Here is a 22,398-nt window from a genome sequence, read left to right on the forward strand (position 1 = left end):
GAAAAAATGAGAGATCATCAAAAGAAACTTATCATATACGTGATAATACTTGCCGTGGCGACAGTGATGTGGCCACGGCTTAGTGTGTTTGCAGATGAGGATTTTACATCAAATTATAACCAGAGGACATTCTCCGATACCGATGGGTTTGACAGTGGAGAGGCAAATTGTGTGTGCCAGTCTGTGAGTGGATACATATGGATAGGTACGGACAACGGACTTTACAGGTATGACGGAAGTGAATTTACACTGTTCTCACTGGACGGTGACGAGGATGCCACGAAATATTCGATCAACTGCATTTATCTCACAAGTGATGAGAAGCTGTATGTTGGAACGGACAACTATGGACTCTACATGTATGATAACGGAACCTTTCAGAGAGTTTCCGAGATGTACAATCTGGGTGTGTCAACCATCAACGCCATGTACGAGGACGATAACAAGAATCTGTGGATAGCGGCCTCGTCGGGAATATTTCGTCTGTCATCTGACGGTGCGGAAGCTCTGGCTGATGATGTCGTGTCAGGACTCAGCGTGGGAAATATATCAGGACATGGGGACTATGTGTATGCAATAGCCAATAATGATATTTTGATAACCGTTGATCCTGAAAGACATGTCACCATAACCAACAAGTCAGAGTACAGGGTCGACGATATAAACTCACTGTATGTTGACGAGAATGGCAACAGATATTATGGATCCGCCGGATACAGCATCCTTAAGATAGGAACAGACGGCAAGAATGAGATCATCAACACGGGCAGCCTTCACGGAATCAACAAGATATATTCGGATGGCGACAACATCTGGGCGCTTGCCGATGACGGTGTTGGATATATCTCATCAAAGGGTAATGTGACAGCAATCGGGGGACTGAGCTTTAACGAGTCGATGAGCGATATGATCATAGACTTTGAGGGCAATTACTGGTTTACGTCATACAGAAAAGGTATTCTTCAGTTGGAGAGGAGCAAGTTCCAGAATGTCACCATGAAGTACGGCATAGACAGCTCCATCGTGAACTGTGTGACGAGCTACAATGGCAACACGTTTATAGGAACTGATGAAGGTCTGTATATCGTAGATTCAAATGGCAAGCTTGTGATGAGTGCGGACAATGAGCTCGTATCAAAGCTCAGCGGTATAAGTATACGAGATCTGTATGTGGATTCGGACGATCATCTGTGGATAGCTACATATAAGATATATGGTGTAATAAAGGTGGGCCGAAACTGGCAGTACAAGAGCTACAGCCGTGGAGAGTCATCACTCATAAGCAATGCCGTGAACTGTATAACTGAGATAAAGCCGGGAACGGTGGCGGTTGGAACAGAGAACGGTATATCTGTGATAGAGGGCGATGATGTCGTAAAGAGCATATCGAGACTGGATGGACTTGATAACCCTGACATAATCAGCCTGTACGCAGACGAGACCGGCGAGCTGTATGCCGGTTCCAACGGCGCTGGCGTGTTTATAGTTGACACGGATTATACTGTCGGCAAGATGAAGCTGGATGATACCCAGAAGATGAGCGTTGTGTCAAGTATGGTCCGCGGAAGTAGCGGTTTGTGGATAGGAACGGACAACGGTCTGTATTATCAGGAGGGAACCATCAGACAGGTCACCACCGTGGATAACACCAACAGTATATACGATCTCATAATGGACGATCAGGGATACCTGTGGATGTTTGGTTCCAGAGGTTTATACAGATATTATGAGAAGGATATACTGAGCAATGCATCACCTGAATATATAAGCTTTACGAAGAACGACGGAATAATATCCAACATAACAGAGAAATCAACCAACTATGTGTCAAAGACAGGCGTTGTGTATGTGTGCTGCGATGAAGGGCTGTGCAGGATAAATCTCAATTCAGAGTATGTGAACGAGGTAGCTCCTAGGGTTCGTATTGCCTCCATAGAGGTGGATGGAACTGAGCCTCAGTTCTCAGATCTGGACGGACAGATAGATGTGCCGAAGAACACCAACAGAATAACTATCAAGTTCTCAGTCCTTAGTTATGTAAACCGTGCTGACATATCAGTGGAGTATTACCTTGAGGGCTTTGAGAGCGAGAAGAGAACGCTCACGGGAACTGACAAGATGGAGGTCGAGTACACCAATCTTGAGGGAGGTACTTACCGTTTTATGTTAACTGCAAAAAATGCGGACGGCGTGGAGTGTGAACAGCCGCTTACATTTGTCATAGACAAGGAACTTGGTTTTTTCGAGACGAATCTGGCAAAGATGCTCCTTGTGATATTTATAGTTCTTCTTATCTTAGTGGGAATAGCTGTTGCGAGAAGTATCTTCAAGCTTCTCAGAAGACAGAACGAGCAGGTGGAAGAGCTCAGCAAGAAGAGTGAGGAGGCGGAGAAGTCCAATCAGGCAAAGAATGATTATGTAAACTATCTTAATCATGAGATAAGGACTCCACTCAATAACATAATCGCCATCTCAGAGCTTGCCATGAGAAACTGTCAGGATACCCAGAGTGATGAGTATGCACAGTACGGTGCCATGTATGCTGCGGGAAGAGAGATACTCGATATGTCCGATGGAATATCGAAGCTTTCAAACCTCAAGGACGACATCATAGAGCCGGAGTACAAGCAGTATTTTGCCTCGGATCTCATAGATGAGCTCTCCGACGAATTCAAGTCCATGGTGAACAGTGATCTCATCGATCTCAAGGTCAGCATTGAGGACAAGATACCGAACGGACTCATAGGAGATATGACGGCGGTGAGAGAGATTCTTGAGAACATATTTGCATGGTCCGCAAATACTACAAAAGAGGGCTATATAAGCATAGACATTGACTGGCGTATAGCCAGAAGAGCTGACGAGGATGTAGATGAGGCGGAGGCCGAGGATTACACAGTCAGTGAATTCTCGGAGCTCATAGAGGAACCGGAGACTGAGATATCCCGAATATTTGACAGGGATCACGATGAGATATATCTGGACTTCAAGATATCGGATACAGGACTTGGAGTTAAGGAAGAGAGACTTGGAACATTGTTTGAGCTGGATGATTCCTATGAGAGATCAGATATAGGAATGTTCAGAGTCAGTCTTGGCCTTGCCATAGCCAAGGAGCTTGTGCGTATGCTGGATGGAAGCATCAGCGCAGAGAGCATATATGGCGCAGGAACGACCATACGCTTCAGCATCAAGCAGTCAGTGTTTGATTATAGTTATGTCAACTACAATGAGAGAAAGCGCAAGGAGATGGCGAGAAGAAATGCCAATTCACATCTGTGGCTGCCGGATGCCCGCATACTTATAGTGGACGACTCAGAGCTTGCATTACAGGTGGAGAAGACCATATTTGATACATATGGTCTGGCGTGCGACACAGCCACATCGGGATTTGATGCACTTGATAAGGTCATGGTGGAGAATTACGATATGGTATTTATCGACACCGTTATGCCTGTCATGGATGGACTGGATACCGTCAGGGAGATGAGAAATCTTGACGGTGAGGAGTACAAGAAGATGCCTATCATTGCGCTGTCCGCCAACACGGTCGAGACATCCAGAGAGGAGATACTCACATCGGGCTTCAACGATGTCATAGTTAAGCCGATAGAGCTCGATCAGGCAGAATCCATGCTGAGGACTTATATATCGGAGGACAAGATAAAGGAGAGAGACACAGAGCTTTCCCAGTCCGATGATGACATCAACTATATGGAGGATGCAGTCCTGCTTGGAAGATTTGTGTCCGTGGAAGATTCCGTCAAAGCCATGGGTGGAAGCTTCAGAACCTTTAACACATTTGTCAGAAATTACAGGGATGAGTACCGGGAAGAGGTACAGCAGCTCAGAAAATATATAGACGACGATGTGAGAAAGTACAAAAATATAATCCATGACATCAAGAGCAGCAGTGCAAATATCGGGGCTTACGGAATCGAGCGCAAGGCGGCCAACCTGGAGTCTGCGATAAATATCGGAAACCAGCAGTATGCCCGCGATAATACCCGCGATTTTATAGCTATGATGAACGACTTCTTCAAGCAGATAGACAAGTACATGTCAAAGATAAATCATGTGGAGGAGCCTGCTGAGAAGGAAGTCCGGGATGGAATAAACAAGAGCAAGCTCAAGGAGCTCAGGGCATTCTTGAGAGCGGGGGACCGCGAACCTGTGGAGGACCTTATACGTGATATTGACAGGTACTCCTACGGAGATATAGACACAGAGTTCTTCACTGCACTTAAGGAGTATGTGGGAACCGGAGATTACCAGACCTCCAGTGAGATGATAGACCAGTATCTCAACAGTATCTAACATTATATAAAGTGCGCAGGCAAAATAAGCCTGCGCTGCAATATAAATAAACAAGAAAAGAGGAAATGAAAAATGAGAGTAGCAATTATCATGGGATCGACAAGTGATCTGCCAAAGGTTGAGCCGGCAGTATCAATTCTTAAGAATTACGGTGTGGAGGTCGATGTGAGATGCCTTTCAGCACACAGAGCACACGCAGGACTTTCAGAATTCATCGAGGAAGCTAACAATAACGGAACAGAGGTCATAATCGCGGCTGCAGGAATGGCGGCAGCACTCCCTGGAGTTGTGGCATCACAGACAGTTCTCCCTGTTATTGGAGTACCTCTCTCAGGCGCAACTCTTGATGGAATGGATGCACTTCTTTCTATCGTTCAGATGCCTTCAGGAATCCCTGTTGCAACAGTTGCGATAAACGGAAGCAAGAATGCTGCATATCTTGCCCTTCAGATAATCGGTGTCAACAACGAGGCAGTCAGATTAAAGCTTCAGGATGAGCGTAGAGACATGGAAAAGGCTGCCATGAAAGCTAACGAAGAAGTAATAGAAAAGTTTAAGTACTAACTTTACAATTAAAAAGTGGAATGTTAGTATGTTGGATGGATGGTATTCGAAAGAAGCTGTACCTGAATCATGCTTCCACAGGAAGCGCATACACGGATACTGACAACAGATTTAAGCAGGTGATTGTATGAGGATTGGATTTATTGGAGCTGGAAAAGTCGGATTCACATTTGGCAGGTATATCGCAGAGAAGAGAGAGCTTGTCAGAGAGAAAACGGATGGAGCATTGTGCCTGGATGTTGGTGGATATTTTAGCGCCAGCAGACAGAGTGCGGAGCTTGCAGCAGAGTTTACCGAGACCTGTGTGTACGACAGCCTGGAGCAGCTGTGTGAGTATAGTGAAATTATTTTTCTCACTGTTCCTGACGGACAGATAGGAGAGGTGTGGAAGAGTATAAAGGATCTTGACATTCGTGGCAGGATCATTTGTCACGCCAGTGGGGCGATGACATCAGATATTTTCTCAGGTATAACAGAGGCGGGAGCCTTTGGTTATTCGATTCATCCTATGTATGCAATAAGTTCAAAGTACGAATCCTATAAAGAACTGGACAATTCATTTTTTACAGTTGAGGGAGATGACAGATATGTCGATAAGGTATGTTCTGTCATAAGAGCCCTCGGCAATAGCTGCGTGCGCATTGATGGTACCGACAAGGTGAAGTATCACGGCGCTGCGGTGTTTGCAAGCAATCTGGTAACAGGGCTGCTGGCGGTTTCACAGGAGCTTCTGACACAGTGCGGCTTCTCGGCGGAGGAGGCACAGAGGGCTATAGTGCCTTTGTTCCTCGGCAATGCGAAAGCTGCGGCTGACAGGGGAACGGTTGACAGCCTGACAGGGCCTGTTGAGAGATGCGATACAGAAACTGTGAGAAAGCATCTGAATGCATTGAGCGGAGATGAACGGAGCGCATATGCTGCGGTGTCCAGATGTCTTGTGCCGGTGGCAGAGAGAAAGCACCCGGACAGAGATTATAGCGGTTTGATACGTCTACTGAACGGAATAGGAGAATTTAATTATGAAGAACACGACGGCAACACTCAGGCAGATGAAGGGAACGGACAAGAAGATATCCATGATCACAGCGTATGATTACACCATGGCGAAGATCGTGGATGAGTCAGGAGTCAACACTATTCTTGTTGGAGATTCCCTGGGCAACACTATCCTCGGATATGAGGACACGATCTCTGTAACTGTTGATGATATGATACATCACAGTGCAGCGGTGGCAAGGGGCGCAAAGAATGCTCTTGTTATCACAGATATGCCATTTATGTCCTATCAGACCAGCGTGTATGATGCGGTTGTCAATGCCGGAAGGATCATGAAGGAAGGACGTGCCGGAGCGGTGAAGCTTGAGGGCGGTCAGGACATGTGTCCGCAGATAAGCGCCATAGTCAAGGCGAGCATACCTGTATGTGCACATCTTGGACTCACACCACAGTCCATCAACGCATTTGGCGGATTCAAGGTGCAGGGCAAGACAGAGGCTGCAGCCAAGAAGCTCATAGAGGATGCAAAGGCTGTTGAGGAGGCAGGCGCATTCATGCTCGTAATGGAGTGCGTACCGGAGAAGCTTGCGAAGATAGTCACAGAGACAGTAAGCATCCCTACCATAGGAATAGGCGCAGGCCGTTACTGCGATGGACAGGTGCTTGTAAATCAGGATATGTTTGGCATGTATTCAGACTTTGTTCCAAAGTTCGTAAAGCAGTTTGCAAATGTGGGCGATGTTATGAGAGGTGCGGTTAAGGCTTATATCGATGAGATAAATGCCGGAACATTCCCGGGCCCTGAGCACACATACAAGATAGACGATGAAGTAATAGAGAAGTTATACTAAAGGAGAAAATGATCATGGTAATTTTAAAGAAGATAGATGAGGTAAGAGCGCAGGTTAAAGAGTGGAAGAAGCAGGGACTTACAGTTGGTCTTGTTCCTACAATGGGTTATCTTCACGAGGGACATCAGAGTCTTATCAAGAAGTCAGTGGAGCAGAACGACAGAACAGTTGTAAGCGTATTTGTAAATCCTATACAGTTTGGACCAAACGAGGATCTTGAGAGCTATCCAAGAGATCTTGAGGCTGATGCAAAGCTCTGTGAGAGCACAGGTGCAGACATCATATTCAATCCGGAGCCTGAGGAGATGTACGCAGACGGCTTCGTGTCATTCATCAACATGACAGGACTTCCAAATGCACTCTGCGGACTTACACGTCCAATACATTTCAAGGGTGTATGTACAGTTGTAGGAAAGCTCTTCAATATAGTTACACCTGACAGAGCATACTTTGGACAGAAGGATGCCCAGCAGCTTGCCATCATCATGAGAATGGTCAAGGATCTGAACTTTGATATAGAGATAGTCGGCTGTCCGATCATAAGAGAGGCGGACGGACTGGCAAAGAGCTCAAGAAACATCTACCTCACACCAGAGGAGAGAAAGGCTGCAGTAGTTCTCAGCAAGGCCGTAAAGCTTGGTCAGGACATGATAGCTGACGGAGAGAGAGACGCAGCGAAGATCGTTGGTGAGATGAAGAAGCTCATCTCTGCTGAACCGCTTGCAACTATCGACTATGTAGAGATGGTCAACATGGATACCATGCAGTCCATAGAGAAGGCAGAAGGACATGTACTCTGTGCAATGGCAGTCAAGTTCGGCAAGGCGAGACTGATTGACAACTTTATAGCTGAGTTATAGAATACAGCCTTTGAAGAAAGGATAAAATACACAGTATGTTAAAAGGAAAGACAGTAGTTCTCGGAGTCACAGGAAGCATTGCGGCATATAAGATAGCCAATCTGGCAAGTATGCTGGTGAAAAAGCATGCGGATGTGCATGTCATCATGACGGAGAACGCAACAAACTTTATCAATCCGATCACATTTGAGACGCTCACAGGCAACAAATGCCTGGTCGATACATTTGACAGGAATTTCCAGTTCAACGTGGAGCACGTAGCACTGGCAAAGAGGGCGGATGTGTTCATGGTGGCACCTGCGTCGGCCAATATAATCGGCAAGATAGCGGGGGGAATAGCAGACGATATGCTCAGCACAACGATCATGCCGGCAAAATGTCCTAAGATCATAGCACCGGCCATGAATACCGGAATGATAGAGAATCCTATAGTACAGGACAATATAAAGAAGCTTGAGTCATATGGATATGAGATAGTGGAATCCGCAACTGGATACCTTGCATGTGGAGACACAGGCAAGGGCAAGCTCCCTGATGCGGAGGTTCTTCAGGATTATATCCTTAAGGCCATAGCGAAAGAAAAGGATATGGCCGGGGTGAGACTTCTGGTTACGGCAGGCCCTACCCGTGAGGCCATAGACCCGGTCAGATATATAACGAATCACTCCACAGGCAAGATGGGATATGCCATTGCCAGACAGGCCATGCTCAGAGGGGCGGACGTCACCCTGGTCACAGGCAAGGTGGAGATAGAACCGCCGAGATTTGTCAATGTGGTTGACATAACATCGGCTCAGGATATGTACGAGGCTGTCATGGACAGAAGTACAGAGCAGGACGTGATCATCAAGGCTGCTGCGGTGGCTGATTACAGGCCTGCAGAGGTGGCAGAACACAAGATCAAGAAGGCTGACGGAGACATGAGCATCAAGCTTTCGAGAACGAAGGATATTCTGCTTGCACTTGGAAATCAGAGAATTGAAAAGGGGATACAGGATCAGATCATCTGCGGATTCTCCATGGAGACGAGGGATCTCATAGAGAATTCAAGGAAGAAGATAGATTCAAAGCATATAGATCTTATTGCGGCAAATAATTTAAAGGTCGCAGGGGCGGGATTTGGTGTTGACACCAATGTTCTCACTCTCATTACAAGGGACAGTATCAGTGAACTTCCGATGATGTCAAAGGAAGAGTGTGCAGACATGCTTCTTGACAGAATAATGGAGATGCGTAAAGTTGCAGACCTGTCCTGACAGGAGTAATATTTTGAAGCAGATAGATAGAAAAAAACTCAGGGCTGTGTGCTCTGTGTTGTTTGTGCTTTATATAATCTGTATCGTTTACTTTCTTATTTTCAGCGATATGTTTGGCAGAGGGGGATATGATGAACGCAGATACAATCTTCACCCTCTGCAGGAAATACAGCGATTTATCACATACGGTGATCAGATGTCGCCAATGAGTGTATTTCTGAATCTCTATGGCAATATAATCGCATTTATACCGTTTGGTATGCTGCTCAGATGGGCGAGAAATAAGAACACGACATTTGTACAGGCTCTGCTGTACTCTCTGGGATTTACACTTGCCATAGAGACGGTGCAGTACATAACCAAACTGGGTGTGTTCGACATCGATGACATCATCATGAATACGCTTGGTGGAGTCATAGGATATTGTATATATTACGTTACAGCAAAACTTATCAGGAGATATCATGCAAAGAAGTAAGGAATTCAAAGTTTCGACACCGGGTCTGCCGACGGACACCATAATTGGATACTTTCTGGGCGGATTTGGCGGAGTGTTTGTGGTCATATCCATCATAAAATCCATACTTACCCAGGGAAAGGTACAGAGGGTGTACGGAGTCCTCATGGTCAGCGCGATGCTGATGGCATTTACAGGCCTGGTATTCTCGGCCATAGGCTACAGGGCGGACAACGGAGGTATAACAAACAAGAAGATGGCGATCATACTTAATGTTATAGTTCTTGGAGCGTCTGTTATATTTTTATTGATGGGATTATAGAAAGGGCATGCGATGAATTATTATAAGAATCTTACAGAAGAATATGATGATATAGAAGAGCGCTATGAGCTTATCATGGAACGTGTGAGACAGATAATCCATGAATCACTGGTAAAGGAGCCGTACAGAGATTATTTCAGTCATGTTGCCGGATTTATAGCTAGAATAGGAGATGTTCTGGAACTGGTAAAAAATGACGCACTGCCAGACAGGAGCCTTGATCAGCTTCAGGCGATGAACCATGGGCTGTACAATGACATACTGGGAGACAACTACAATAGAAGCTATGCAAATTACAGATATATCATGGGTGAGTTTTCAAAGGATTACACCCGTGACAAAGAGGAGATAAAGCGCATCGCCCAGCTTCTGGGATTTGTGTACAACGAGATAAGAGGAATGACAGTGTACGCATTTGAGGGCAGAGTGGTTGACATAACTTTGTTTGCGGAGCTGTTTGTCCAGATATATTTCATGTTTCAGGATGATTTTTCCGTGAAGGATCTGGAATCCGCTGTGTATTATTTTGAGAACGATTATGCCGAGTTCTGGATCACGTACAGGATAAGAGAGCAGCTTGACCCTGATCTCACATTTGCGACGGATATCATCATGAACAGCGATTTGGGCGATGTCACGTATCTGTACAGATATGGAGAGTATGTAGGGAAAAATGAGATCGACACGGCGATTTTCATGAGTACCCTGCCGGATTCAGAGATAGAGGCCATGGCAAGAACATTCACCGAGGGCTACAGACTGGGATTCGAGGCTGCCGGAATAGATCTCTCGAAGAAGAAAACTGTAAATATCCGATATTTCCTTGGACAGGAGAGGATGATAAGAGCCGCGATACTGCAGTTTGAGCAGATGGGTCTGAGGCCGATATGCTACCGATATGCGGCAAACAGGATCAACAGGAGACTTATACACAGGATAGGTTATTCGTCAAGCGTTCCTAACAGACAGCTCGAGTACGATCACAGGATGGATGAGGCACTCTTCATGGACAAGAAGCTCATGGAGAGAAAGCTGGAGGTGCTCAGACAGGCATACAAGAATATGGCCTATGAGGCTTCAGTATATGCGGGCCCTGCGGTGGTCGAGGTGTTCGGCGAGAACCCATTTGAGCCGGAGAACAGTGAACTGAATCCTGTGCTCGACAAGAAACAGCAGGAGGCTGTGATCTCATACCGCACAATGAGTTCACAGATCGTAAATGAATATATAGCCCAGGATCAGTGCAGCTTCACTATAATAGCATACCCTGTGCCGGAGATCGGAGATAGATACAGAGATATATTCAGGGATACTGTCAGGATCAACACACTGGACAATGATCTGTTCAGGGCGATCCATCAGAGTATGATAGATGAGCTTGATAAGGCTGAACACGTGAGGGTTGTCGGTCAGGGAGCAAATGTGACTGATATGACCGTTATGATGCACGAGATGACAGATCCATCGAAGGAGACCAACTTTGAGAACTGCGTAGCCGATGTGAATATACCTGTTGGAGAGGTGTTCACTTCACCGAAGCTCACCGGAACCCACGGAATATTAAACGTAAGTGAAGTATTCCTGGACGGCCTGAAATATGTGAATCTCAAGCTTACATTTGAGGATGGAAAAATAGCGGACTATACATGTGACAACTATCCGGATACGGAGAAGAACAAGGCGTATATAAAGGAGAATCTTCTGGGCGGAAGGGATACACTTCCTATAGGAGAGTTTGCAATAGGAACAAATACGACAGCATACGTCATGGCAAACAAATATGACATAGTGTATAAACTGCCTATCCTCATAGTTGAGAAGATGGGACCGCATTTTGCTGTGGGAGATACATGCTATAGCTGGAGTGAGGAAAATGTGCTCCACAATCCTGATGGCAAGGAGATCGTGGCAAAGGACAATGAGTGTTCTATTCTGAGAAAAACAGATGTGTCAAAGGCGTATTTCAACTGCCATACAGACATAACAATACCTTATGATGAGATAGGAGGAATATATTCCGTTCATCCGGATGGAACTGAAGTTCCGATCATCGAGAAGGGCAGATTTGTCCTGCCGGGAACAGAGAAGCTCAATGAAGCGCTGGATCAGGCAAAGTAGACCTATAGGACAAAAAGAGACAGATATCTATTTCAGTCGAAATAAATATCTGTCTCTCTTTATGTATATATCTTTGTTCTGATACTGAAGATTACTTCAGTATGGACATTCTCTTGTATCTCTTGTTTGAGTAAAGTGCCGTGTCTGCCTGTGAGAGTAGATCCTCGATGGTCTGTTCTCCATCGCAGACAAATTCAGTAACACCAACGCTCATCTCTATGAAGTATGGCTTGCCACAGGTTGCGTTCAGCTCGGCTGAGAAATCCTTGATCTTGCGTTGCACTTCGGTGACGTAATCGGAGTCGTCTATAAATGCAAAGCATACGAACTCATCGCCGCCTATTCTACCGATGACATCATGTGGACCAAAGCTCTGGGACAGGATGTTCGCGATGTTCTTGAGGGCGAAGTCACCGTCCTTGTGTCCAAATTTGTCATTTACAACTTTCAGTGAATCCATATCAGCGAAGAGAAGTATGGCCTTCATTCCACAGTTTGACGGAATGTTGATATAGTATTCAACCCGCTCCATAAATCCACGTCTGTTATATATACCCGTCAGCTCATCTGATGTCGACAGGTGGTTCAGAAGCTCGTTCTTCTCGTGAATCTCGTTCAGAGACATCCTGAGCTGTTCCTGCGTGATGTTCTGCTCACGGAGCAGCGACATATATTTCAGTGCTGCACCGAGCTGTAGGCTGGTGGAATATATGGAACTGAAGTGAGCCACATCTGTGTTGCATATGAACACTCCGTGGTGATCCTCGTTTGTAAATATAGGAACTATGACGGATGTAAAACGCTTGTCATAGTATGTATATTCGTTGTCAAAAATCTCTACAGAAGGAACCCTTCTGGACTCTCCGAAAAGCACCTGACAATTGTTCGGGTTGAAGAAAGCCTGAAGGAAGACTGACTTTGGAACGATCCAGCTTCCCGTGTCTGTGATGCGCACAGGATCGTCGTAGGTGTAGATGTAAGCTCCTTCGTAATTCAGCCCCTGAAGCTTGTGGAGGATGGATGTGTATGTCTTGCCAAGATCCTCGCCGTATGTCAGGGTGTCACGGGTTATGTATATTGATGACCAGCCCATCATCTTGTTCTCGTATATCGTGTTGTAAAGCTGATTCGAGATGAAGAGTGATATGGTGTTGGTTATGGTCGTGTTAAGTCTGTTGAACTGGAGACTCTTGGCTGCAGACAATTTACAGCTTGAGAAGATGGAAGCCAGTTCACGGAACATGTATGCTGTTTTCTGGACAGAATAAAAATCGGTCAGGTCAGATTCGAGAATACATTTGAGTTCATCGATGATCTTGTTCTGTGGGTACTCCGTATCAATGTCGCTCTTGATCACGGATACTATATCAATGAGTATCCTGTTGTATGCGGACATGACCTTGGAGGCAAAGAAAGAATCTGCGATCTCTCCGAAGAGTCGTCCGTCGAGAATATCGATGATGTCCGGTATGTCAAGATCCAGTAAATGTCTGCCGGCATCTATCAGGTCACTCTCTGTGCACAGGTGACAGCAACAGGACAGTCTGTTTATAAGTCTGGAATCCAGAGTCTCGGATTTCATGTTGCCGGTCTGGGCAAGTCTCACCGCCGCATATACTGCACGGAAACCGAGTTCACAGGAATTGATATTGACTGTGGTGAGGGGGGGATCCATGTTGACGGAAGATGGTGAATCGTCAAAACCGATGACCGACATGGTTTCTCCTATGCGTATTCCTCTGGACTTGAGTTCTGCATAACCGCCTATTGCCATGCGATCATTTGCAAATACGATGGCATCGGCATCCGGGTTGACATCCAGAAGCTGTGCAGTCTCCTCCTGACAGTATTCTGCGAAGTCGCCGTGTATTATCATGCGGTCCTCAACGCTGAGTCCGTTCTCAGAGAGAACCTCTCTGTATATCTTGAGCCTGAGATTGCTGTCGGTGTTGTCATCCTTGCCGGCAACAAAGCATATATGCTTTCTCTTGTGTTCTTTTATGAGATGTTCTATGGCATCCCTCATTCCTCTTGAATTGTCTGTTCTGATGCATGGATATCCCGGAAGCTTCTCCTCCAGTGTGAGGATAGGTATTCCATCAAAATGGGAAAGGAAAGAATTCATGTCCTTCTCCGATAACAGAGATGATATAGCTCCGACGGAGATGATAAGTGCGTCCAGACACTCAGGATGTGCATAGTAGAAAATCGAATTATACTGGTAATCATACAGTTGATTGGCAGGATCATAAAAGGAGGCATTCAGAAACATGCCCGGAAATACGATGAGATTGCAGTCAAGTTCCTTTGCTGCGTATTCAGCTCCTTTGCAAACCTCTGTTGCGTAATCGTTATCAATATGACACGTAAAAATACCGATGTTCAATCTGTTGTTGGTCATGCGGGTGCTCCTTTAGTAACTGCTTTTGCTGTAGTATAATCGACTGTTATATATTGCGGATAGCTATAATCACAATATATTGTGATTATACCACACGTTCACCACATTATCAATTTGTAATCATCTCAATCTTTACAAAGTATTCGATATAATCTATAATTTATTGGAATATTTGAAAAGGTGCCGGTGCGCCTTGTACAAAACAGATAACAGGAGGATAAGAAATTGGATTACAAGAATGCCGGAGTAGATATTGAAGCTGGATACAAGTCTGTGGAGCTTATGAAGAAGCATATCAAGACAACCATGAGACCCGAGGTACTTGGCGGAATTGGTGGATTCGCAGGAGCTTTCAGTCTCGCTAAGATCAAGGATATGGAAGAGCCTATACTTCTGTCAGGAACAGATGGATGTGGAACAAAGGTTCAGCTCGCTTATATTATGGATAAGCATGACACCATCGGAATCGACGCAGTGGCAATGTGTGTGAATGATATCGCATGCTCTGGTGGAGAGCCACTTTTCTTCCTTGACTATATAGCATGTGGCAAGAACTATCCTGAGAAGATTGCAACTATAGTAAGCGGCGTTGCAGAGGGATGCAACCAGTCAGGAGCTGCCCTCGTAGGTGGTGAGACAGCAGAACATCCGGGACTTATGCCTGAGGATGAGTACGACCTTGCAGGATTTGCAGTAGGTGTTGTTGAGAAGAAGGATCTTATTACAGGAGAGAGCATTAAGCCTGGAGATACACTTATAGGTATCGCTTCAAGTGGAGTGCATAGCAACGGTTTCTCACTTGTAAGAAAGGTTTTCGAGATGACAAAGGAATCTCTTGATACATATTACGACGAGCTTGGCAAGACACTCGGTGAGGCACTTATTGAGCCTACAAGAATCTATGTAAAGGCTCTCAAGTCAGTGAAGGATGCAGGCATTACGATCAAGGGATGCAGTCACATCACAGGTGGTGGATTCTATGAGAATATCCCAAGAATGCTTCCAGACGGAGTTCGTGCTCAGGTTAAGAAGGATTCATATGAGGTACCGGCTATATTCAAGCTTCTCGCAAAGAAAGGCGATATAGATGAGCATATGATGTACAACACATACAACATGGGAGTTGGTATGTGTCTTGCTATAGACCCTGCAGACGCAGATAAGACTATTGCAGCTATAGAAGCTGCCGGCGACAAGGCATTTGTTCTCGGTACAGTTGTAGCTGGTGAAAAGGGAGTAGACTTATGCTAAAGGTTGCAGTTCTGGTATCAGGCGGCGGAACCAATCTTCAGGCCATCATAGATGCCATAGATAATAAAGTCATAACAGATACGGAGATAGTTGCGGTCATAAGCAACAATAAGAATGCATTTGCTCTTGAGAGGGCGAAGAAGGTGGGAATAGCAGCGGAGGTCGTAAGCCCTAAGGATTACGCGGACAGAGCTCGATTCAACGAGGCACTCCTCGCAAAGCTTCAGGAGACCGGAGCGGATCTTATAGTTCTCGCAGGATATCTTGTGGTCATACCTGAGATAGTGATAGATGCATATCCGAATAAGATAGTCAACATACACCCATCACTCATACCGGCATTCTGCGGAACAGGCTACTATGGACTTAAAGTTCATGAGGCAGCCCTTGCAAGAGGTGTCAAGGTAGTGGGAGCTACGGTCCATTTTGTAGATAAAGGCACTGACACAGGTCCGATCATCATGCAGAAGGCAGTTGCAGTACAGAATGGTGATACACCGAAAGCTCTGCAGCAGCGTGTGATGGAACAGGCTGAGTGGAAGCTTCTGCCTGCGGTTATAGACAAGATCGCCCATGGCAAAGTACATGTTGAAGATGGAATTGCAGTTGTAGAAGATTAGGAGGAATATCCATGAAAGTATTGGTAGTAGGAAGCGGCGGAAGAGAGCATGCTATAGTTACAAGTATTTCAAAGAGTGATAAAGTATCCAAGATATATTGTGCACCTGGCAACGCAGGTATCGCAGCACTTGCAGAGTGCGTTGATATAGGTGTGATGGATTTTGACAAGCTGGTTGCATTTGCAAAGGATAAGGCAGTCGATCTGGTTGTTGTTGCGCCGGATGATCCGCTTGTTGCAGGTGCGGTCGATGCATTTGAGGCAGCCGGTATCAGAGCATTCGGACCTCGTGCAAATGCAGCGATCATAGAGGGCTCAAAGGCGTTCTCCAAGGATCTCATGAAGAAGTATGGCATACCTACAGCGGCTTATGAGAACTTTACAGATGCCGATTCAGCGCTCAAGTACCTTGAGACAGCCACATTCCCTATAGTTTTAAAGGCTGACGGACTTGCACTCGGCAAGGGTGTTCTCATATGTAATGACCTTGAGGAGGCAAAGGCAGGCGTCAAGGAGATCATGCTTGACAAGCACTTTGGTTCAGCCGGAAATACCATGGTAATAGAGGAGTTCATGACAGGACGTGAGGTATCAGTCCTTTGCTTCTGTGATGGAACAACGATCAAGCCTATGACTTCAGCACAGGATCACAAGAGAGCAAAGGATGGAGATCAGGGACTCAACACAGGCGGAATGGGAACATTCTCCCCAAGTCCTTTCTATACAAAAGAGATAGACGAGTATTGCATGGAGAACATCTACAAGCCAACCATGGCTGCCATGAAGGCAGAGGGCAGAGAGTTCAAGGGAGTTCTGTTCTGCGGACTCATGATGACACCAAATGGTGTTAAGGTTCTCGAGTACAATGCAAGATTTGGCGATCCTGAGGCTCAGGTAGTTCTTCCTCGTATGAAGAATGATATTATCGATGTCATGGAGGCATGTATCGACGGAACACTTGATAAAGTTGATCTTCAGTTTGAGGACAATGCGGCAGTGTGCGTAGTTCTTGCATCAGACGGATACCCTGTATCATATGAGAAGGGCTATCCTATACATGGACTTGAGAAGTTTGACGGTAAGGATGACTACTTTGTATTCCATGCCGGCACAAAGTTTGACGGTGATCAGATCGTGACAAATGGCGGCCGTGTACTCGGTGTTACAGCAAAGGGCAAGGATCTTTTCGAGGCTCGTGCGAATGCATATGCTGCGACAGAGTGGATCACATTTGACAACAAGTACATGAGACATGATATAGGTAAGGCTATAGACGAGCAGTAATCTATAGATATATATTTACGGAAGAGGTTTTGAGAGAATTTGTCTCAAAACCTCTTTTGTATTCCTGTAATATATATGTTATAATGAAGCACGCTGATGCGTGCGTAGGTCATCGCGCTTACGCACGACGACATATGCTATAATGAAGCGCATAAAATCCTAGATTATTTAGATTTGAGGTGGACTGAATGAAATTACCGTACAGCAAAGAATCTGACATAGTTATAAAAGAGGCAAACAGGGTGGCGAGGAAGCTTGGACAGAATTTTGTCGGAAGCGAGCATTTTATCGTTGCACTGGCATCTGTAGCAGATACAACAGCGTACAGTATTCTGAACGAGAATGGTCTGGATATAGTTAAGATCATAGATGCGTTGAAGTATACATTGGAACCTGGTGGAGTAGTCACAGGGGAGAGAGACAAATATACGATGAGCGCAAGAAGGATTCTCGATGACTCACAGTATGAGGCGAGAAGACTCAATTCCCAGGAGGTGGGAACAGAGCATATCCTTCTGGCACTTATAAAGGAGACAGACTGTGTAGCTGTAAAGCTTATGGCATCAGAGAATGTAAATATCCAGAAGGTGTACACAGACATACTTCTGGCCTGTGGAAGCGATGCGAATACGGCAAAGAGAGAATATGCAGCACTGAAAAAGTCGAGAAATAAGAGCAAGACATCCACACCTACACTGGATCAGTATTCCAGAGATCTGACACAGGAAGCACGGATGGGCAATATGGATCCGGTCATCGGACGTACAAAAGAGATAGAGAGAGTCATGCAGATACTCAGCAGACGAATGAAGAACAATCCATGTATGGTCGGAGAGCCGGGTGTTGGAAAGACTGCTGTTGTGGAGGGCATAGCATATCTCATAGCCCACGATGAAGTGCCGGATACTGTAAAGGGTAAAAGGCTTCTTTCGCTTGACCTTTCAAGCATGGTTGCCGGTTCCAAGTACAGAGGAGAGTTTGAGGACAGGATAAAGAAGGTCATCGGAGAGGTCATATCGGATGGCAATATCATATTGTTTGTGGATGAACTTCACACACTCATAGGGGCAGGCGGTGCCGAGGGTGCAATAGATGCGTCCAATATACTGAAGCCGTCCCTGTCACGCGGCGAGATCCAGATGATAGGTGCTACGACTCTGAACGAATATCGGAAGTATATAGAGAAGGATGCGGCCCTTGAGAGAAGATTCCAGCCGGTGTACGTGGATGAGCCTACAAGGGATGAGGCAGTGGAGATACTCAAGGGACTCAGACCATGCTATGAGCAGCATCACAATGTCGATATAAGCGATGATGCGGTTGAAGCTGCGGTGGATCTGTCCATCAGATATATAACAGACAGATTCCTGCCGGACAAAGCCATAGATCTTATGGATGAGGCATGCTCCAGAAAGAGGCTCGGATTCTCATCGGACAGACATAATTATGAGAAGAAAAAGGCTGTGGAGGCTGAGCTTACAACGCTCAACGACGATCTGGAGAAGGCACTCATGGCTGGCAATATAGAGGCGGCGGCAGAGTTGAGCGCGAGACAGAAGGAGCTTGCAAAGAAGAATGCAAGAAAGCAGTCTTCCAGCCAGAGAAATATCATAGTTCAGGAGAACGATATTGCGGATGTTGTGTCCGTGTGGACCAAGATCCCTGTGAGCAAGCTCACGGAGAAGGAGTCAAAGAAGCTTGAACGCCTTGAGAGTGAACTTCACAAGAGGGTAGTTGGCCAGGAGGAGGCTGTTACAGCCGTATCACGTGCTATCAAGAGAAGCAGAGTCGGACTTAAGGATCCGAAGAGGCCGATGGGATCATTTCTGTTCCTCGGACCTACAGGTGTCGGTAAGACAGAGCTTTCCAAGGCTCTTGCAGATATAGTATTTGGAAGTGAGGATGCCCTGATAAGAGTTGACATGTCGGAGTACATGGAGAAGCACAGCGTGTCCAAGATGATAGGTTCACCTCCGGGTTATGTAGGCTTTGAGGAGGGCGGACAGCTCAGTGAGAAGGTCAGGACCAATCCGTATTCTGTTGTGCTGTTTGACGAGATAGAGAAGGCTCACAGCGATGTGTTCAACATTCTCCTTCAGGTACTTGATGACGGACACATAACGGATTCCCAGGGAAGAAAGGTGGATTTCAAGAACACAATCATAATCATGACCTCCAATACAGGGGCACAGGGTATAGTTGACCCTAAGCAGCTTGGATTTGTCACGGTAAGCGATGAGACAAAGGAACATGAGAAGATGAAGAGCAATGTAATGGATGAGCTCAAGAGAACCTTCAAGCCGGAGTTCCTGAACAGAATAGACGACATAATCGTGTTCCATGCCCTGAGCGAGGCAAATGTAAAGGATATAACCGGACTTATGTTAAAGGAACTTAAGAACCGTGTCCAGACACAGATGGATATTGAGCTTAAGTTCACCGACCATGCAAAGAAATATATCTTTGGAAAAGGCTATGACAAGAAGTACGGAGCAAGACCACTCAAAAGGGCTATCCAGACATATGTGGAGGATGTGCTTGCGGAGGCGATGCTTAGAGGTGATGTCAAAAAAGGTGATACAGTCACAGTGTCAACGAAGAAAAAGAAGGAAGCCGACGGAAAAACCACTGAGAAAATATCACTTACAGCGAAACAAAAGACAGAGAAATGATGTCGGATTAGATATTTGTGATGTGAGCATGATATACAGTAGTGCCAAGTGCGGAAAATTAAGCAGTAGAAATTAATATGAAATATTGGTGAAAATGCATAATTTTGTAGAAAAAAAGGATGCATTACTGTATAATGAAAATCACTAACGGATAGTATACAGAGATTATTGATATATATCAGGATATTATTGCGATAGAGTTCAGATCATACAAAAACAACAGGAGGATAAGATCAATGTCAGTAGTAAATGAATTGATAAATGCACAGGGGGAGTCATTGGAATTCGGTAATTATGAGCTTGGAGCAAAGACCAAGAAGGACGGTTTTGAGTTCCAGGGAGATATCTACAAGATAAAGACTTTCAACGAGATCACAAAGCTTGAGAAGAACGGAATGTTCGTATATGAGTCAGTACCGGGAACAGCAGTACATGGTTTCAAGGCTGATGAGAACGATGTTACATTTGTAGTTGAGGGACCAGAGAATGCGTCCATCACACTTGAGCTTGAGCCTGAGACGGAGTACAAGGTTCACGTAGACGATGTATATGTCGGCAAGAACAAGACCAACCTCGGTGGCAAGATGAGCATAAGCGTAGATCTTGAAGAGGGCAGACCAGTCAAGGTTGATGTTAAGAGAGCATTTGACTAATATAGCATACACAGGAGATATTTATGGCAAAAGGAAAACAGGTGTTTTTTTGCCAGGAATGTGGATTCGAATCGACAAAATGGATGGGGCAGTGCCCCGGCTGTAAAGCGTGGAATTCATTTTGCGAGGAGAAAGTGACAGTAGGCGCCAAGAGCCAGTCCGGTAGAAGGGCTGTCGTGGCGCCTACAAGCATTTTGGAGGTGGAGACCACCGACGAGACGCGTTTTACCACAGGAATAGGCGAATTAAACAGAGTATTAGGCGGCGGGATAGTGAGCGGATCCCTTGTGCTGGTGGGAGGAGATCCGGGTATAGGTAAATCCACCATATTGCTGCAGATGTGCAGGAATATGTCAGAGATGGGACAGAAGATACTTTATGTGTCAGGTGAGGAGTCCCTTTCACAGATAAAGATGAGGGCAGAGCGTATCGGAAATTTTACAAAGGATATGCTGCTTCTCTGTGTCAACAATCTCGAGAATGTGGAGGAGTATGTCAAGAAGGACACTCCAAAGGTCATTGTTATAGATTCCATACAGACCATAGTTACGGATGACGTGGAGTCTGCACCGGGAAGTGTATCCCAGGTAAAGGAAGTTACAGCTAGACTCATGAGGATGGCGAAGCAGACAGGGATCGCCATATTCATAGTAGGACATGTTACCAAAGAGGGAACCGTGGCAGGCCCAAGAACCCTTGAACATATGGTAGATACAGTTCTCTATTTCGAGGGCGAGCGTAATGCCGGGTTTAGAGTCCTTCGTGCAGTAAAGAACAGATTTGGCTCGACAAATGAGATCGGTGTATTTGAGATGAAGGGAACCGGACTTGCAGAGGTGAAGAATCCGTCACAGCTTATGCTGGATGGAAGACCTGATGACACATCCGGGTCTGTAGTAGTATGTACAATGGAAGGAACAAGACCGATATTGCTTGAGATCCAGGCTCTGGTGTGCCAGTCAAGCTTCAATCTGCCAAGAAGAACAAGTGTGGGACTCGACTACAACAGGGTAAATCTCTTGCTTGCTGTTCTTGAGAAGAGAGGCGGCATAGTTATGGCGGGCTGTGATGCATATGTGAATATAGCCGGAGGTATGCGCCTTGATGATCCGTCGGCAGATCTGGGAATAGTATTTGCTCTTGTATCAAGCTTCAAGAACCGTGCCATACCTTCTGATATGGTCATGTTCGGAGAGATGGGACTTTCAGGCGAAGTGCGTGGAGTGTCAGGTGCTGAGCAGAGAGTACGCGAGGCCGCAAAGATGGGATTTAAGACCTGCATCATACCGAGATCCAATCTGGACAATGTGAAGAAGATGAAAGACCTTGGAGACATGAAGGTGGTAGGTGTCGCAAATATACAGCAGGCACTGGAGTATATATAGAAGAAAATATTCAATCATATAAAGCACGATAATAGCGGTGAGCATGGCCACAGTATCATTTGGTATTGTGGCCAAAATTATTTCGTGTAAAATTCAATAAAAGTGCTTGACTTTGCCAAATGATGGTGGTATCTTATAAAAGCTGTCGCGTGAGACGGTGTCAGAAACATCTATAAAGCATCAGATTTTGAGATTTATTCGTTATATAATCACCCGGTTATGATACGAAATCAGTTCATAAGAGCTGACGAAATGACTTGAAAAAAGATGAAAAAAGTTGTTGACATTGAGAGATGAATGTGATAGTATTTAGAAGTTGTCGCTGAGAGGCGAAAACATAAAGAACCTTGAAAAATTAACAACATGACAACCCTGAAATTCCAAACAAGAAT

At 45.5% G+C, this 22,398-nt stretch carries 16 protein-coding genes; 15 read left to right on the top strand and 1 reads right to left on the bottom strand.

The window, feature by feature from the left end:
- Positions 1 to 6 precede the first annotated feature (6 nt).
- The 9 genes from DXB91_RS13340 (at position 7) to DXB91_RS13380 (ending at position 11,741) form a co-directional block, all read left to right on the top strand.
- Positions 7 to 4,317, top strand: a complete 4,311-nt coding sequence (locus DXB91_RS13340; RefSeq protein WP_117549149.1) for a hybrid sensor histidine kinase/response regulator — start codon at positions 7 to 9, stop codon at positions 4,315 to 4,317.
- Positions 4,318 to 4,389: 72 nt separating this feature from the next.
- Positions 4,390 to 4,881: a 5-(carboxyamino)imidazole ribonucleotide mutase gene (purE, locus tag DXB91_RS13345; protein ID WP_015535082.1), complete on the top strand. Its 492-nt coding sequence runs from the start codon at positions 4,390 to 4,392 to the stop codon at positions 4,879 to 4,881.
- A 127-nt stretch (positions 4,882 to 5,008) separates the two neighbouring features.
- The gene (locus DXB91_RS13350; protein ID WP_117549148.1) at positions 5,009 to 5,974 is read left to right on the top strand and encodes a Rossmann-like and DUF2520 domain-containing protein; all 966 of its coding nucleotides are present in this window, start codon (positions 5,009 to 5,011) and stop codon (positions 5,972 to 5,974) included.
- Positions 5,901 to 6,728, top strand: a complete 828-nt coding sequence (gene panB / locus DXB91_RS13355) for a 3-methyl-2-oxobutanoate hydroxymethyltransferase (protein ID WP_015535079.1) — start codon at positions 5,901 to 5,903, stop codon at positions 6,726 to 6,728. The genes DXB91_RS13350 and panB overlap by 74 nt, the downstream gene beginning before the upstream one ends.
- A 14-nt stretch (positions 6,729 to 6,742) precedes the next feature.
- On the top strand, positions 6,743 to 7,588 hold the full coding sequence (gene panC, locus DXB91_RS13360) for a pantoate--beta-alanine ligase (RefSeq protein ID WP_015535078.1): 846 nt from the start codon (positions 6,743 to 6,745) through the stop codon (positions 7,586 to 7,588).
- Between the two features lie 35 nt (positions 7,589 to 7,623).
- Entirely contained in the window at positions 7,624 to 8,844 is a 1,221-nt protein-coding gene (coaBC, locus tag DXB91_RS13365) for a bifunctional phosphopantothenoylcysteine decarboxylase/phosphopantothenate--cysteine ligase CoaBC (protein ID WP_055223400.1), read from the top strand.
- Positions 8,845 to 8,857: 13 nt separating this feature from the next.
- Entirely contained in the window at positions 8,858 to 9,322 is a 465-nt protein-coding gene (locus tag DXB91_RS13370; RefSeq protein ID WP_022216887.1) for a VanZ family protein, read from the top strand.
- The gene (locus DXB91_RS13375) at positions 9,309 to 9,623 is read left to right on the top strand and encodes a hypothetical protein (RefSeq protein ID WP_015535076.1); all 315 of its coding nucleotides are present in this window, start codon (positions 9,309 to 9,311) and stop codon (positions 9,621 to 9,623) included. Before DXB91_RS13370 ends, DXB91_RS13375 begins: the two co-directional genes overlap by 14 nt.
- A gap of 12 nt (positions 9,624 to 9,635) precedes the next feature.
- A complete protein-coding gene (locus DXB91_RS13380) occupies positions 9,636 to 11,741 on the top strand; it encodes an aminopeptidase (RefSeq protein ID WP_055146790.1) in 2,106 nt (701 codons plus the stop codon).
- A gap of 91 nt (positions 11,742 to 11,832) precedes the next feature.
- On the opposite strand, the gene DXB91_RS13385 is transcribed toward DXB91_RS13380, so the two are convergent.
- A complete protein-coding gene (locus DXB91_RS13385) occupies positions 11,833 to 14,142 on the bottom strand; it encodes a diguanylate cyclase (protein ID WP_118018433.1) in 2,310 nt (769 codons plus the stop codon).
- Between the two features lie 225 nt (positions 14,143 to 14,367).
- On the opposite strand from DXB91_RS13385, the gene purM reads away from it, so the two are divergent.
- From purM to radA, 6 genes are all read left to right on the top strand, one after another.
- The gene (gene purM, locus DXB91_RS13390) at positions 14,368 to 15,393 is read left to right on the top strand and encodes a phosphoribosylformylglycinamidine cyclo-ligase (RefSeq protein ID WP_022216884.1); all 1,026 of its coding nucleotides are present in this window, start codon (positions 14,368 to 14,370) and stop codon (positions 15,391 to 15,393) included.
- The gene (gene purN, locus DXB91_RS13395) at positions 15,387 to 16,013 is read left to right on the top strand and encodes a phosphoribosylglycinamide formyltransferase (protein ID WP_022216883.1); all 627 of its coding nucleotides are present in this window, start codon (positions 15,387 to 15,389) and stop codon (positions 16,011 to 16,013) included. Before purM ends, purN begins: the two co-directional genes overlap by 7 nt.
- A gap of 11 nt (positions 16,014 to 16,024) precedes the next feature.
- Positions 16,025 to 17,296 carry a phosphoribosylamine--glycine ligase gene (gene purD / locus DXB91_RS13400; RefSeq protein ID WP_022216882.1) on the top strand — a complete coding sequence of 424 codons (1,272 nt, stop codon included), beginning with the start codon at positions 16,025 to 16,027 and terminating at the stop codon, positions 17,294 to 17,296.
- Between the two features lie 188 nt (positions 17,297 to 17,484).
- On the top strand, positions 17,485 to 19,968 hold the full coding sequence (locus tag DXB91_RS13405; protein ID WP_118018435.1) for an ATP-dependent Clp protease ATP-binding subunit: 2,484 nt from the start codon (positions 17,485 to 17,487) through the stop codon (positions 19,966 to 19,968).
- A gap of 236 nt (positions 19,969 to 20,204) precedes the next feature.
- The gene (locus DXB91_RS13410; RefSeq protein WP_022216880.1) at positions 20,205 to 20,621 is read left to right on the top strand and encodes a hypothetical protein; all 417 of its coding nucleotides are present in this window, start codon (positions 20,205 to 20,207) and stop codon (positions 20,619 to 20,621) included.
- A gap of 23 nt (positions 20,622 to 20,644) precedes the next feature.
- Positions 20,645 to 22,006 (top strand): DNA repair protein RadA, encoded by a 1,362-nt coding sequence (radA, locus tag DXB91_RS13415; protein WP_118018437.1) that lies wholly within the window; start codon positions 20,645 to 20,647, stop codon positions 22,004 to 22,006.
- Positions 22,007 to 22,398 lie beyond the last annotated feature (392 nt).

It is taken from the genome of Coprococcus sp. OM06-34AC (assembly GCF_003462545.1).
In the GTDB taxonomy this organism is placed as follows: domain Bacteria; phylum Bacillota; class Clostridia; order Lachnospirales; family Lachnospiraceae; genus Coprococcus; species Coprococcus aceti.